The following is a 13,893-nucleotide window of genomic DNA, read 5'->3' on the forward strand; positions in this document are numbered from 1 at the left end:
CTGTGGAGTAAGGGGGTATCGGCCCCCATCACGGTCACTGGCCGGAGAGGAGAGCGGTTGTCATGCGCTGCCCGTTTTGCGGAAACGTCGATACGCAGGTAAAGGATTCGCGCCCCGCAGAGGATCACGTTGCGATCCGCCGCCGGCGTTTTTGCCCGGCATGTGCGGGACGGTTCACCACCTATGAGCGGGTCCAGCTTCGCGATCTGGTCGTCATAAAATCCAACGGCCGCCGCGAAGATTTCGACCGTGACAAGCTCGAACGTTCCATCCGCATTTCGATGCAGAAACGCCCCGTAGAACCCGAGCGCATCGACCAGATGATTTCCGGCATTGTGCGGCGGCTCGAGAGCATGGGGGAGAGCGATATTCCCTCCAAGATGATCGGTGAGATCGTCATGGAGAGCCTCGCGCGGATCGATACGGTCGCTTATGTCCGCTTTGCCTCCGTTTACAAGAATTTTCAGGCCGCTGACGATTTCGACAAGTTTGTCAGTGAGTTGCGGCCTCCGGTGAAGCCGGGCGAGTGAGCGACGACAGGCGTTTCATGGCCCTTGCCCTCGTTCTTGGGGCGCGCGGGCAGGGGCGTTGCTGGCCCAACCCCTCCGTCGGGTGCGTGATTGTCCGCGATGGCCGGGTCGTCGGGCGCGGGTGGACCCAAGAGGGTGGCCGGCCGCATGCCGAAACCATGGCGCTCGCGCAGGCCGGTGAGGCGGCGCGGGGCGCAACTGCTTATGTCACGCTGGAACCTTGCGCGCATCACGGCGCGACCCCGCCCTGCGCAGAGGCGCTTGTCGCGGCGGGGGTGAGCCGTGTTGTCGCCGCGCTCGAAGACAGCGATCCACGGGTTTCCGGGCGAGGGTTCGCCCTGCTGGAGGGCGCCGGGATCAAGGTGACCACGGGCATCTGTTCCGAGGCGGCCGAAGTGGCGCATCGCGGGTTTTTCCTGCGCAACGAACTTGGCCGGCCTCATGTTACGCTCAAACTTGCCACCAGCCTTGATGGGCGTATCGCGACGGCCACCGGTGAGAGCAAATGGATCACCGGCCCCGAAGCACGCCGCGCGGTTCACGCCATGCGGGCGCGCTGCGATGCCGTGATGATCGGCGCGGGCACGGCGCGAGCGGATGATCCCTCGTTGACCGTGCGCGGACTTGGGCCGATGGGCCAGCCTGTGCGCATTGTTGTTTCTCGCCGGGCGGATGTTCCCTTGATGGGAAAGCTTGCGCGCACCGCACGGGACGTTCCTGTCTGGCTCTGTCATGGCGAAGATGCCGCGCATGAGTTCACCACAGCGTGGGAGGGGCTCGGCGCGCGGCTAATTCCTGTCCCTGTCGTTGGCGGGCAGATTGACCCCGAGGCATTGTTGCAGGCGCTTGGACGTGTCGGGCTGACCTCGATCTTCTGCGAAGGTGGCGGAGCGCTTGCAGCATCCCTGCTGCATGCGGATCTGGTGGATGAATTCGTCGGTTTCTCGGCTGGCTTGGCAATCGGTGCCGAAGGCGTGCCCTCGATCGGTGTGCTGGGTCTATCGCGGTTGGCGGAAGCGGGGCGGTTCGACCTTGTGGAGAGCCGCGCCTATGGTCCGGACCTCATGCACCGCTGGCGTGCGCGTCGCGCCTAGGGGCGTTTGAACGCAACCTGCACCACGGAAGCCAACCCAAGGCCGAAGGAACGGGGGCGGGTTTCGTTGTGAATGAGCCGGTCTACGATCACTTCGACGGGACAGGGCAGGCCGCTTACCGGATCCAGATAGCGGGGATAGTCGATCAGCGCCGCGTGCACGAGCCCTGCGAGGGTCGGACGGGCGGTGCGATGCGGAACGGGTGGCCCAAGGTCGCGGGTCAGACCCCAGCCCGCATAAAATGGCTGTCCGGTGACGGTGACCGGTACGCCCCGCAACAGCGCCTCGAAGCCCAGCAATGACGTCATGGTCCAGACCTCATCGACCATGCTGAGAAGCGATATAGGGTCGGATTGGTGGGCGATGACATCAGCGATGCCCACCCCGTCAAGTGCACCCCGCCGCAATCCCGCCTCAACGTCCGGATGCGGTTTATAGATCAGAACCGCGCCGGGATTGGCGGCGCGCGCACGGGCGAGAAGCGCAGCATAGCTATTTGTCTCTCCGGCGCCCAGCAGGATAGACGCGTCATCCTCTACCTGACCCGGCACGAGGATGCGGCGGCCAGAGGGCAAATCTGGCAGTGCGCCGCCAAGGTTGTACTTGCTCAGGCCCGCCTCTGCGATCCGTTCGATCAGGCGCTCGGCGCGGTTGACTTGCCCGGGGCGCAGGACTTCGCGGCGCGTGATCACCTCATCCAGCCGGGACGGGCGCGTCGGATCGTAGTAGATTCCCCGGTCATCCGCGACGAGCGACAGCGGCGGCACGAGCGCCGCGCCCAGCCCACGAGAGCGCAGAAAGCCATCCTCGATGCGGGTGACATCTCCCACGCCGTCGCTCCGCGACGCCCAGACCATCGGGCGCGGTCCCTCGGCCCGAGGCTTCGCGCGCTCGGTAAAGGTGATCCCGCCGTGCTGGCCAAAGAACCGGCGCAGGGCCGGGCGCTTCCACCTGCGCATGCCGCCCGCGATCCAGCCGTGCCGATCCTCGCGCCACGCGCGGGACTGCGCCGCAAGATGGTCAAGCGCATCCTCGAAGGAGCAAAGGCGGTCGCGGCAGGGATCGTACCACGTGGGATAGAGCAGCATGGCCGCGGCGAAGAGTTGCCGTGAGGTGAGCGTGCGGCCGCGCCGCAAGGGGGGCATCCGATCATCGGAAAGGCCCCAGCCCGCGTAGAAGGGTTGGCCAAACACGACGGGCCGATGCCCCGAGAGAATGGCCTCAAACCCCAGTTGCGAAGAAACTGTATAAACCTTCTCCGCGTGGTCCAGCAGCGTCCATGGGCTGAGATGCGCCGGCAGGGACTTCGTCGGCGCGAGGTGACCCGACCTGTATCCAAGGGCCGTCTCCGGGTGAGATCGCACCAGAAGGGGTTTGCCCGGGTTTTCGGACCTAGCAGTCTCCAGCATGGTTTCAAATCGCGCTTGATCCGCTCCGCAGGCCTGAAGGGAGGCATCGCCGCGCGCCTGATCCACGATCAGAATATAGCCACTCGCAGGCAACGGCGCATTGGGATCGACGGCGGCGTATTTCGTCAGGTGATCTTCGCGCAGGCGGGCGATGCCTTCTTCAGCGCGATCCAGAAGGCGGGGATCGTCAAGCGGGTGGTCGCGCAGCAGTGTTTCCAGATCGCTGGGGGCGCGGGCATCGAAATGCACGCCGGTCTTGTCGAGCAAAAGACCAAGCGGCGGCTCCCCGGCGCGGCCGGGATGGAGTGAGCGGAGAAAAGCATCTTCGATCCGAAGGAGGGATGCGCCACGCCGGCGCGCGATGGCCTTGCCCCGCCACGCGGTCGGGGATGCCCCCCAGACGCCGACGATTCCATCGCTGGATGGAAGGCCAAAGCGCGGCGGGTATCCTGCCAGTGACAGAATGCGGCGGAGCCGTGGGGAGAGAAACCCGGCGGAATAGACGTGTAGCGGGCAGGGCGTGCCCATCCGAGTCCTAGTTGCCAAGCCCACCGGCGGCGCTGTCGACCGCATTGACCGAGGAGAGGGATCCCGTCAGCGCGGATATTGCCTTGTTCCACTGCACATAGGGCGCTTCGGTGACATAGATCGTGTCGTCATCCCGGATGGTAAAGTCGCGGGCGGCGAACAATCCGTTGGGTCGGGTCAGGTCAAGCACATAGACCATGCGCTGTGGAGAGGTCACGCCGGGTTTGCCCAGCACGGCGGCGGCGATTTCCGCAGGTTCCTCGCGCAGGACAAAGACGCCCGTGGGATCGGCGGAGTTACCGCGCAGGCCGCCCACTTGCGACAAGGCTTCGAGCGCTGAAAGCGTATTGGTCTGGAAGGGAACCCGCTGCTGCGTTCCGGTGGCCCCAAGGGCCATGAAGGCGCGTGTATCTTCCTCGACCAGGATCCGGTCCCCGCCACGCAGCGCGATGTCGAGCTGCGGGTTGGCAAAAAGATCCTGAAACCAGATGCGGCCCCGGTGATTGCCACGCAGCACCACGATCTGGGCGATTTCAGGCTCTATGGTCACACCGCCCGCGCGGGCAAGCATGGCCGCCAGCGACCGTGTCGGACGCTCGATCGGGTAGACACCCTGAGCGCCCACGGCCCCGACGAGGGAGACGGTTGCGCCATCACCGGCGAGGCGGCGTACTTGCACCTGCGGGTCCGGGGTCTGTTCTTCGAGTTTGTCGGTGATGATGCCGCGAATGGATTCAGGCGTGTTCCCGGCGGCCCGGATGCGGCCCGCGTAGGGGACGAAGATGAAGCCGGAGCCATCAACCTGCACTTCTTCGAGCAAGGTGGCGTTCGCACCGGGGCCGGACAGAAGGCCGTCGTCAACGTTTTCCCAGATCGTAAGGCCGAGGGTGTCGCCCGGCTGAATAACGTCGGAGCCGGCAAGTGGAGCGCCGAGAAATGCCTGAGAGAAACCAAGCGCCGGAACCGTTCCCGTAGCGCGGTTCACAGCATCGGTCACCTCCACCACATAGGCGTTTCCGTTCTGCTCTACCGAGCCGGAATAGATTTCACGCTTGCTCGGACCGGAGCGCGGCAGGCCGCAGGACGCGACGAGCGTCGCCACTGCCAGCAAGGTCACGCCATTGCGAAGGCGCTTGCCAATAGCTTTCACGGGGTACTGCTCCTCGACCGTTTCCGGTTCCCTGTTCTTGCCTTTTGGCGACGTTAGCGGATGGCGGTCCCAGTGGAAAGCACCCGCCTAACGAACGAGCGTCAACTGTGTCGCGGGGGTCGCGTTCGACATCTCGTAGGGGGCCTCATCCGCGAACATACGGTCGCAGATGATCCGCAGGAGTTGCCGTCTGCCGCCGCGACTGTAGTAGCTGCCCCGAAGCTGCGACGACCTCAGCATGAATGCGCGCAAGTCGGCATAAGCGGCGGGGTCTGGCGGGTCAGGCTGGGCAAAGAATGCCGCGATGGGCGCTTGGGAAGTTATGCCCGGCTTGCAGAAGACCGCCTCCCCGAAAGCCTTCACCGGAAGACCCCGCCAGAGCGCCTGATGCGCGGAGGTCGAACTGACCGTCACGGCGCTTGACGCTTCATCCAGAAGGGGGCCGAGCTTGCCGCCCAGAAGGTAATGCACCCGATCCGATACGGCGTGGCGGCGCGCGGTCTCTATGATCGTCCGCGCGATGCCCGCGCGCCCATCTTCGAGGGGGTGGGCCTTGAAGACTAGGTGGTGGTGCCGGGGCGCGCCTTGGGCAAATCCGCCGACGACCGATTCCACGAATTCCGCGGGCGTGCGGAACGGCGAATGGGCGAGGGCAGAACTGTCATGGGCAAGTTGCAGGAGTGCGACGTGATAGGGATAGCCCCCCGCCCGTATACGAGCCGTCGAAATGCGCCGGCGAAGGGCGGCGGCGGGCATGAGCATGAGCCGCCGAAGATAAAGCCGGAACTCAGCGCCTACGCCCCTGTCGCGATGACTGCGATAGGCGGGGTAGCTTCGGCGCGTTGCCATGACGAGGCCATGGTATAGCGCGCCATAAAAGATATGCTGCCGAAGATCGCCCCAATGGGCCGGGGCGGACCGAGGTTCAGCGACCTCTTTCGGCAGCTTTGCGCGGATCTCGTCGAGGCTCATGCTGGCAAGCGGCGAGTGTCCGTTCGCGCCATCGCGTTCATACGTGACCCAATAAGGCCGCAGATACCCTTCCTCGAACACGTGCACCCGCAGCCCTCGGGATCGGGCGGCATGCATCGCCGTAATATGTACCTCCCGTGTGTCGCCATACAGCACGAGATCGGTAACGCCCTCATCAAGTAGGCTTTCTATCGATGCAGGCCAGTCGGGCAGAGGTGCGCGGTACGCATGATATGATCCGCCATCTGGCCAGAACGCGCGATCAGCCCCGTTGAACCCGACGCGGCGCACCTCATGCCCGGCATGCCGCAATTGTTTTCCCAAGAGATAGAAAAACGGGCCATGAGGGCCTTGGAGAAAGAGAAAGGAACGGCGCATCACGGCTCCGGGGTAGGGCCTTGCCTCCCCTGTCGTGACGGGCTAGGCCCGATGCGAACCGACAGGAGGGTTTGTGCCATGTTCACCGGTATCATCACGGATCTCGGCTCCATCCGCAAGTTGGAGCATCGGGGGGATCTGCATGCGCGGATTGGTTGCGGCTATGACATGGGATCGGTTGACCTTGGTGCCTCCATCGCATGCGACGGCGTTTGCCTGACCGTGGTGGAGAAGGGCGACGACTGGTTTGATGTCGATATCAGCGCGGAAACGCTCGACAAGACCAACGTCGGCGCATGGGCCGAAGGCCGCCGGATCAATCTCGAACGCGCATTGAAGGTTGGCGACGAGCTTGGTGGGCATATCGTCTCTGGCCATGTGGACGGGGTCGCAGAGGTGGTTTCCCTCACCGAAGAGGGGGAGAGCACGCGGATCCTGATGCAAGCGCCGAATGGTCTTGCCAAATTCATCGCACCCAAAGGGTCAGTCGCGCTCAACGGCACCTCGCTCACGGTGAACGAAGTGGAGGGGACTACCTTCGGGATAAACCTGATCCCCCACACGAAAACAGTGACGACCTGGGGCGATGTCTCCGTAGGGGATGCGATCAACCTCGAGATCGACACACTTGCGCGGTACGTGGCCCGGCTGACCGAAGCCGGTTAAGCGCTTAGGTGGGTGTTTCGCAAACACCTACGAGTTGCTCATACTGCTGCGTGATCCAGCCGAGTGCCTGTTCAGGATTACGCTCTTCGATCCGGTCCGTGAAGCGGGCGAACACCGCTGCCGACCGGGAATTCTCAACCATATCCACATCCTGCGTGGTCACGACCGTTCCGTAGACGAAGAAGCCCACCGCCACGAGCAAGATGCCGCGCACCACGCCGAACAGGAACCCAAATCCCTGATCGATGCGCCCCAACGCGGACCCTTGAACCATCGAGGAGAGGAGCGGCGTGAAGAACGAGAAGATCACAAGCGCAATGGTGAAGACGATCGCAAAGGCCAGCAGTACGGACAATTCACAACTGTCGGAGAGGAAATCGCCGATATAGGGGATTTCCTTTACCAAGGGCTGTACCTGATCGGCGAAGAGAAACGCGACGATGGCCGCCCCGATCCATCCCAGAATTGCCATGACCTCCCGCACGAGCCCGCGCGAATAGGCCAATAGCGCCGAGAGGACGATGACGACGGCGACGATGCCGTCAATGATGGTAAAGCCGTCCATGGTGTCTTCGTCCTTTTTGCCGTTCAATCCGTGCCGAACATCTCGGACACGAAGCCCGCGAGATCGCGCATCTTGCGCAGGCCAAGCTCTGCTGCTTCGCCCTTGCTCCCCGCTGGAAGGAGCGCTTGGGAAAAACCAAGTTTCCGCGCCTCTTTCAACCTGTTTTCGGTCTGTGCGACGGGACGAAGCGCGCCAGAGAGGCTTATTTCACCAAAAACCACCGCACCTTCGGGCAGGGAGACGTCCTCCCGCGCTGAAAGAAGTGCAGCGGCGACGGCGAGATCCGCCGCGGGTTCGGAAATCTTCATGCCGCCCGCCACATTCAGATAGACGTCGAGCCCGGCAAACGGAACGCCGCAGCGGGATTCCAGAACCGCGAGGATCATCGCAAGCCGGCCACCATCCCATCCAACCACCGCGCGGCGCGGTTGGCTGAGGGTGGAGGGCGCGACAAGTGCCTGCATCTCCACGAGAACTGGCCGGGTGCCCTCGATCCCGGCAAAGACCGCCGAACCGGGGACCGCATCGCCCCGCTCTGATAGAAAAAGTGCAGAGGGATTGGAGACTTGCACCAGCCCGCGACCGGTCATTTCAAACACACCGATTTCATCCGCAGGGCCGAACCGGTTCTTGACCGCGCGAAGGATACGGAACTGATGCCCGCGCTCACCCTCGAAATAGAGCACCGTGTCGACCATATGCTCGACCACACGCGGCCCGGCGATCTGGCCGTCCTTGGTGACATGGCCCACGAGAATGACCGCCACGCCGCGGCGTTTGGCGAAGGTCGTGAGTTCATGTGCGGCGGCGCGCACCTGAGAGACTGAACCGGGGGCGGAGCCGACCTGATCGGACCACATGGTTTGAATCGAGTCGATGATGGCAAGCTGTGGGCGCTCGGCCTCCAGCGTGGTCAAAATATCACGAAGGTTGGTTTCCGCCGCCAGCATGACGGGGGATTCCGTCAGGCCAAGGCGCTGTGCCCGCATACGCACCTGTGCGCTGGCCTCTTCCCCGGAAATATAGATCGTCTTGAGACCGCTGCGGGCGAAGCGCGCCGCAGCCTGTAGCAGCAGGGTCGATTTGCCGATCCCCGGATCGCCGCCCACAAGGATTGCGCTGGCCGGGACAAGGCCGCCGCCCAGCACCCGGTCAAGTTCCTCGACCCCCGCAGAGGTGCGCGGGGGAGGGGCTTCGTGCGTGGAGAGATCGCTGAGCGGGATCGTCCGACCCCGAGAGGCGCCCAGCGAGTTGCTGGCCGGTCCCGCGGACAGGGGGGTATCCTCGGTGATGGTGTTCCACGCGCCGCAAGCCTCGCAGCGACCGGCCCATTTGGAGGTTTGCGCACCGCATTCGGAGCAAGAGTAGGAAACTGAAGCCTTGGCCATTGCGGGGTTTAGCCACGCATTTCGCGCGCCGTCAAACGGCTAATCACCAGTGACGCAAGGATACATCCGGTGAAAAGCCAAAGTCCCCACGCCGTCTCGACGCGGCCAACCCCGATGCCCTTGGCCAAGGTGATATAAAGCGCGATCAAAAAGATGTCCGCCATGGCGAGGCGGCCGAGCGCGGAGGCCAGAGGAAGAAGGTGCGGGGCGCGGCCCGCGTGCACGAGGATCAATCCGAAGGTCTTGGCCATGGGGGCGAGAAGCGCGAAAACGCCGACAAGTGCGGCAAGTACCGGCTCCGTCCCCCAGAGACTGTGCAGGCCAGACATCACGGAGATTTCGGCCATTCCGAAGATCGGCAGGAGTCCCGCGCGCAACAGCGGCGCGCACCACGAGAGGGGAAATAGGACAAGCAACGCGAGATTGGCCCAGAAAAGCGCCCCGCGCGTCAAGCTCAGCCCTTGTAACGGCGGTTGTAGCGCGCACCGAGCGAGGTAAGAATTTCATATCCGATCGTGCCGGCGGCATCGGCCATGGTATCCACACCGTGCCCGGGTCCAAGCAGGCGCAGGCTTTCGGGGTCTTCCTCCAAGTGGGATACGTCGACGCCGATCAGGTCCATCGACACGCGGCCGAGGATCTTGCAGCGTGTCTTTCCGGCAAGGGCATAGCCGTCCGGCCCCTGCGCCCGGATTAGGCCATCCGCATAGCCTGCGGCGATGGTTGCGACACGCGTCGGCGCGTCGGCTTCCCATGTATTGCCGTACCCCACGGTCTCGCCTGCCAAAACCTCCCGTATCTGGATGATCGGAATGTCGAGTGAGACGACCGTTGCGGCGTCCTCGAAGGGGCGGGCGCCGTAAAGTCCGATACCGGGCCGGGTTACGTCGAAATGAAAATCAGACCCGAGCAGGATCCCGCCCGTGGCGGAGAGAGAGCGCGGCACGTTGATGCCGTCGGTCATCTCCTTGAAAGCGCGCAGTTGGTTTCGGTTCATGTGATGGTCAGGCTCATCCGCGCAGGCGAGGTGCGACATCACCAGAACGGGTGACTGTGCGAGCGCGATGTCACGCACCGCAGCCCATTCTGCGGGCTCCATTCCGAGGCGGTTCATGCCTGTGTCGAGTTGGATGCCGAAAGGGTGGCCGGGCAGCGCTTCGAGATGGCGCACCATCTGCTCGGCAGAGTTCAGCATGGGGATGAGATTCAGATCCCCGAGCATGTCGGTATCACCCGCCATATGGCCGGAAAATACGTGTATCGGGGCGTTCGGCCCAACCGCATCGCGGACGGCGGCACCTTCTTCAGCGACGGCGACGAAGAAGCGGCGCGCTCCGGCGACGGCTAGCTTGCGCGCGACACGCGCGGCGCCGAGACCATAGCCATCGGCCTTGACCACGGCCGCCGTTTCGGTGGACGCGCCGGATTTCGCATCAAGCGCGCGCCAGTTGGCGGCGAGCGCATCAAGATCAATGGTGAGGGTTCCAGTAGCCATGCCGCGTGTTTGCCACCTCTCGCGGAGAGGTCAAGAACAAAGCGCAGGAGCGGGGTGTGCGGCCACGTTTGGAACCGCGAGATACGATACCTCGTGGCCCGGTCGTCCGCGCCAATTTGGCACGGTCCGAGGGGTGGCCGGGCGCTTAGAAGTTCTCTTCGTTTCCCTGTTGCCATGGTTTGACGAGATTTCCGAAGCGCGTGAACTGACCTTCAAAGGAGAGATCGACCGAACCGATGGGACCATGGCGTTGCTTGCCGATAATCACTTCTGCGCGGCCGTGGAGACGTTCCATCTCCTCCTGCCACTTGGCCATGGCCTCTAGGTCGTGGTCGCCGGGCTTTTCGCGTTCCTTGTAGTATTCCTCGCGGAAGACGAACATCACAACATCGGCGTCTTGCTCGATTGAGCCGGATTCTCGCAGATCCGACAATTGCGGGCGCTTGTCTTCGCGGTTCTCCACTTGGCGCGACAACTGTGACAGGGCGATCACGGGTATATCGAGTTCCTTGGCGATGGCCTTCATGCCTTGGGTGATCTCGGAGACTTCGTTGACGCGGCTGTCCTTGGCCGTCGCGGGGCGGACGAGCTGCAGATAGTCGATGATCAGCACGTCGAGCCCTTGTGTTCGCTTGAGCCGGCGCGCACGTGCGGCAAGTTGCGAAATCGGCAGGGCGGGTGTGTCATCAATATAAAGCGGGCAGGCTTCGAGCGATTTCGCGGCCTCAACGAAGCGCCGAAATTCCGCCTCCGTCATGTCGCCGCGCCGGATCTGTTCGGAGGGAACCTCTGCGGCTTCGGACAGGATCCGCGCGGCAAGCTGCTCTGCGCTCATTTCCAAGGAGTAGAATCCGACCACTCCGCCCTCGAGTGCGCCTTCGGTCCCGTCGGGCTTCTTTCCCCGGCGATAGGCTTTGGCGATGTTGAAGGCGATGTTCGTGGCAAGGGATGTCTTGCCCATCGAGGGACGTCCGGCGAGGATCAACAGGTCCGACTTGTGCAGGCCGCCGAGCTTCTTGTCGAGGTCCGTAAGACCGCTTGAGATCCCGGCCAGGCCGCCTTCCCGCTGATAGGCGGCATTGGCCACGTTGACCGCATCGGTCACGGCCTTGAGGAAGGATTGGAACCCGCCTTCCGATTTTCCCTGTTCGGACAGCTTGTAGAGCGCTTGCTCCGCGTCGACGATCTGTTCTCTCGGCTCGGAAGCGACATCCACCTTCGCCGCCTTCGCGGAAATTTCCCGGCCAAGACCGATCAACTCGCGGCGGATCGCCAGATCGTAGATCATCTGGGCGTAATCGCGCACCGCAAAGGCGGAAATCGCAGCCCCCGCAAGACGCGCGAGATAGGCAGGCCCGCCAAGCTCCTTCAGCCCGGCGTGATCCTCAAGAAACGCTTTGAGCGTCACCGGTGACGCGAGGGTGTTCTTGGCGATGCGCGCGGCGGCGACTTCGTAAATATCGCGATGGACCGGATCATAGAAATGCTGCGGCCCGATGATGGAGGCCACGCGGTCATAGATGTCATTGTTGGTCAGGATCGCGCCGAGCAATTGCTGCTCCGCCTCGACCGAGTGCGGCATGGTTTCGGCGTCTTCGATCGAAGCGCCGGTCGCGTTGAAAGCAGTGATCTCGTTCATGACTGTCCCTGTCCTGAGCTTGCGCTCATACGCTTTCACGATGCGGCGCGCCAGTAGAACAAAGCTGTGGATAAGGTGGGCGCACCGCGCCCCACAAGTTCCGATATCTGGTGGGCGTCGCTGCTTACGCTACCAATGCTAGAGGTGGTGAGCGCTTTGCGCAAGGTTCACCGGCGGTTTCGCCCGAGTCGCCCAACAGTTATCCCGAATTAATCCACGGATTGTTCCACAGCTTGTCTGTGCCACCGGCAAGCCTCCGCCTATGCGCCGTGCCGGGCCTGCCACGCACGGGGATCGCCAAGAAACACTTCAACCTCTGCCAGTGTCTCGGGGTCGAAGGATTTTTGTGCCCGGGCAACTTCGAGAACATCCCACCATGTGCAGAGGTGGTGGAGTTGAACGCCATGATCACCGAGAGTCCGTTCGGTCTCCGGGAAAATCCCGTAGTAGAAGATGACCGCCGTATGCGCGCAGGTGGCGCCAGTGTCTCGGATCGCATCGACAAATGAAATCTTGGAGCCGCCGTCGGTTGTCAGATCCTCGACCAGCAGGACCCGCTGCGCTTCGGTCATCTCCCCTTCGATCCGGGCGTTGCGGCCGTATCCCTTGGGCTTCTTTCGCACGTATGTCATCGGAAGGGCCATGCGCTCGGCCACGAGTGCCGCAAAGGGAATGCCCGCCGTCTCGCCGCCTGCGATGTTGTCAAAGGCTTCGAACCCGGCATCGCGCATGACCGTGACGGTAAGGAAATCCATCAGGGTGGAACGGATGCGTGGATAGGAGATCAGCTTGCGACAGTCGATATAGGTCGGAGACCGAAGGCCCGATGCGAGCGTGAAGGGCTCCTTTGCGTTGAAGTGAACCGCGCCGATTTCCAGCAGCATCTTCGCGCTCAGTTGCGCGATTTCTTTTTGGTCAGGGTAACTACTTGGGATCATTGATCGGTCCTTTGGCTGGGGCTCGCGGGAATGCGGCTGGAATTCTCAAGGGAAAGGGGATGCCCGGTTCAGGGCTCTACGTGCCAGTGAAGGGGAAACCCGGGATCAAAAACGGTCACCTGTTCATCCCCCGCAGAAATATGGGAAGGATACTCATTGGGCGCACCTTTGCGCAGGGTGATATGCTCCGCGTTGGGTGGCAGGCGATAGAACTGCGGACCGTTCAGGGAGGTGAAGGTCTCTAATTGATGCAGCGCATCGTCCGCTTCGAAAACCTCCGCGAGGATCGAGAGCGTGTTTGTCGCGGTGAAACAGCCCGCGCAGCCACAGGCATGTTCCTTGAGGCGGTCGGGGTGGGGGGCGCTGTCGGTCCCAAGGAAGAACGACGGATCACCCGACGTGGCGGCGGCGCGCAGGGCAAGCCGATGCTCCTCGCGCTTGGCCACGGGCAGGCAATAGTAGTGCGGTTTTATGCCCCCTACGAGCAGGTGGTTTCGGTTGATGACAAGGTGGTGTGTGGTGATCGTTGCCGCAAGATCAGGCCCGCCCTCCCGCGCATACTCTACGCCCTCGCGCGTCGTGAGATGCTCCATCACGACGCGCAGACCCGGAGTGCTCCTGCGGAGTGGGTCGAGGACTTCGTCAATGAAAACGGCCTCGCGGTCGAAGATATCGACCTCGGAACTGGTCACTTCGCCGTGCACACACAGGGGCAAGCCGATGTCGGCCATTCGTTCCAGCACAGGCCGAACACGATCAAAATTGCGGACACCGCTTGCCGAATTGGTCGTAGCCCCGGCGGGATAGAGTTTCACCGCCTTGATCAGACCGCTTTCATGGGCTGCGGCCACATCCTCGGGGTCGGTCTCCTCGGTGAGGTAAAGTGTCATGAGCGGCTCAAAGCTCTGCTCCGCTGGGAGCGCGCCGAGGATCCGATCGCGATAGGCCGCAGCGTCTGAAGAGGTCACTACGGGCGGCACGAGGTTTGGCATGATGATGGCGCGCGCGAAATGGCGGGCGGTTTCAGGCAGCACGGCTTTCATCATCGCGCCGTCGCGCAGATGCAGGTGCCAGTCGTCGGGGCGCAGAATGCGGAGCGTTTCAGTCATGGCGGTCGGCTTACAGCACCGCGAAAGTTTGC

Annotated in this window: 13 protein-coding genes; 3 read left to right on the forward strand and 10 right to left on the reverse strand. The window is 63.0% G+C overall.

The features are described from left to right. Nucleotides 1-62: 62 nt before the first annotated feature. Nucleotides 63-530, forward strand: coding sequence for a transcriptional regulator NrdR (nrdR, locus tag BM234_RS01500; RefSeq protein WP_092059944.1), 468 nt, complete (start codon nucleotides 63-65; stop codon nucleotides 528-530). After that, entirely contained in the window at nucleotides 527-1,624 is a 1,098-nt protein-coding gene (ribD, locus tag BM234_RS01505) for a bifunctional diaminohydroxyphosphoribosylaminopyrimidine deaminase/5-amino-6-(5-phosphoribosylamino)uracil reductase RibD (RefSeq protein ID WP_281247921.1), read from the forward strand. The genes nrdR and ribD overlap by 4 nt, the downstream gene beginning before the upstream one ends. Here ribD and BM234_RS01510 read toward each other — a convergent pair. The 3 genes from BM234_RS01510 to BM234_RS01520 form a co-directional block, all read right to left on the reverse strand. Beyond that, a complete protein-coding gene (locus tag BM234_RS01510) occupies nucleotides 1,621-3,561 on the reverse strand; it encodes a capsular polysaccharide biosynthesis protein (RefSeq protein ID WP_092059948.1) in 1,941 nt (646 codons plus the stop codon). The genes ribD and BM234_RS01510 overlap by 4 nt on opposite strands. A gap of 7 nt (nucleotides 3,562-3,568) precedes the next feature. Continuing rightward, complete coding sequence (locus BM234_RS01515; RefSeq protein WP_245752431.1) at nucleotides 3,569-4,711, reverse strand: polysaccharide biosynthesis/export family protein; 1,143 nt, start codon at nucleotides 4,709-4,711, stop codon at nucleotides 3,569-3,571. A gap of 87 nt (nucleotides 4,712-4,798) precedes the next feature. After that, nucleotides 4,799-6,061 (reverse strand): capsule biosynthesis protein, encoded by a 1,263-nt coding sequence (locus tag BM234_RS01520; RefSeq protein WP_092059950.1) that lies wholly within the window; start codon nucleotides 6,059-6,061, stop codon nucleotides 4,799-4,801. Between the two features lie 78 nt (nucleotides 6,062-6,139). Here BM234_RS01520 and BM234_RS01525 point away from each other — a divergent pair, with 78 nt between their 5' ends. Beyond that, nucleotides 6,140-6,727, forward strand: coding sequence for a riboflavin synthase (locus tag BM234_RS01525; RefSeq protein ID WP_092059952.1), 588 nt, complete (start codon nucleotides 6,140-6,142; stop codon nucleotides 6,725-6,727). A 4-nt stretch (nucleotides 6,728-6,731) separates the two neighbouring features. Here BM234_RS01525 and BM234_RS01530 read toward each other — a convergent pair whose 3' ends face one another. From BM234_RS01530 to pyrC, 7 genes are all read right to left on the reverse strand, one after another. After that, complete coding sequence (locus tag BM234_RS01530; RefSeq protein WP_092059954.1) at nucleotides 6,732-7,292, reverse strand: CvpA family protein; 561 nt, start codon at nucleotides 7,290-7,292, stop codon at nucleotides 6,732-6,734. Between the two features lie 23 nt (nucleotides 7,293-7,315). Further along, nucleotides 7,316-8,680 (reverse strand): DNA repair protein RadA, encoded by a 1,365-nt coding sequence (gene radA / locus BM234_RS01535; protein ID WP_092059955.1) that lies wholly within the window; start codon nucleotides 8,678-8,680, stop codon nucleotides 7,316-7,318. Between the two features lie 8 nt (nucleotides 8,681-8,688). Then, nucleotides 8,689-9,132 carry a paraquat-inducible protein A gene (locus tag BM234_RS01540; RefSeq protein ID WP_092059957.1) on the reverse strand — a complete coding sequence of 148 codons (444 nt, stop codon included), beginning with the start codon at nucleotides 9,130-9,132 and terminating at the stop codon, nucleotides 8,689-8,691. A 2-nt stretch (nucleotides 9,133-9,134) separates the two neighbouring features. Beyond that, entirely contained in the window at nucleotides 9,135-10,175 is a 1,041-nt protein-coding gene (gene alr / locus BM234_RS01545) for an alanine racemase (protein WP_092059959.1), read from the reverse strand. Nucleotides 10,176-10,320: 145 nt separating this feature from the next. Further along, on the reverse strand, nucleotides 10,321-11,814 hold the full coding sequence (locus BM234_RS01550) for a replicative DNA helicase (RefSeq protein ID WP_092059961.1): 1,494 nt from the start codon (nucleotides 11,812-11,814) through the stop codon (nucleotides 10,321-10,323). Nucleotides 11,815-12,074: 260 nt separating this feature from the next. Then, nucleotides 12,075-12,752 carry an orotate phosphoribosyltransferase gene (locus BM234_RS01555; protein ID WP_092059963.1) on the reverse strand — a complete coding sequence of 226 codons (678 nt, stop codon included), beginning with the start codon at nucleotides 12,750-12,752 and terminating at the stop codon, nucleotides 12,075-12,077. A gap of 68 nt (nucleotides 12,753-12,820) precedes the next feature. Then, nucleotides 12,821-13,861 carry a dihydroorotase gene (gene pyrC / locus BM234_RS01560; RefSeq protein WP_092059965.1) on the reverse strand — a complete coding sequence of 347 codons (1,041 nt, stop codon included), beginning with the start codon at nucleotides 13,859-13,861 and terminating at the stop codon, nucleotides 12,821-12,823. Nucleotides 13,862-13,893 lie beyond the last annotated feature (32 nt).

Source organism: Poseidonocella pacifica (assembly GCF_900111875.1).
In the GTDB taxonomy this organism is placed as follows: Bacteria; Pseudomonadota; Alphaproteobacteria; order Rhodobacterales; family Rhodobacteraceae; genus Poseidonocella; species Poseidonocella pacifica.

Coding starts and splice junctions, on each gene's coding strand:
- nrdR (WP_092059944.1), top strand. CDS start 63: ATGCGCTGCCCGTTTTGCGGAAACGTCGATACGCAGGTAAAGGATTCG.
- BM234_RS01510 (WP_092059948.1), bottom strand. CDS start 3,561: ATGGGCACGCCCTGCCCGCTACACGTCTATTCCGCCGGGTTTCTCTCC.
- BM234_RS01520 (WP_092059950.1), bottom strand. CDS start 6,061: ATGCGCCGTTCCTTTCTCTTTCTCCAAGGCCCTCATGGCCCGTTTTTC.
- BM234_RS01525 (WP_092059952.1), top strand. CDS start 6,140: ATGTTCACCGGTATCATCACGGATCTCGGCTCCATCCGCAAGTTGGAG.
- BM234_RS01530 (WP_092059954.1), bottom strand. CDS start 7,292: ATGGACGGCTTTACCATCATTGACGGCATCGTCGCCGTCGTCATCGTC.
- radA (WP_092059955.1), bottom strand. CDS start 8,680: ATGGCCAAGGCTTCAGTTTCCTACTCTTGCTCCGAATGCGGTGCGCAA.
- alr (WP_092059959.1), bottom strand. CDS start 10,175: ATGGCTACTGGAACCCTCACCATTGATCTTGATGCGCTCGCCGCCAAC.
- BM234_RS01550 (WP_092059961.1), bottom strand. CDS start 11,814: ATGAACGAGATCACTGCTTTCAACGCGACCGGCGCTTCGATCGAAGAC.
- BM234_RS01555 (WP_092059963.1), bottom strand. CDS start 12,752: ATGATCCCAAGTAGTTACCCTGACCAAAAAGAAATCGCGCAACTGAGC.
- pyrC (WP_092059965.1), bottom strand. CDS start 13,861: ATGACTGAAACGCTCCGCATTCTGCGCCCCGACGACTGGCACCTGCAT.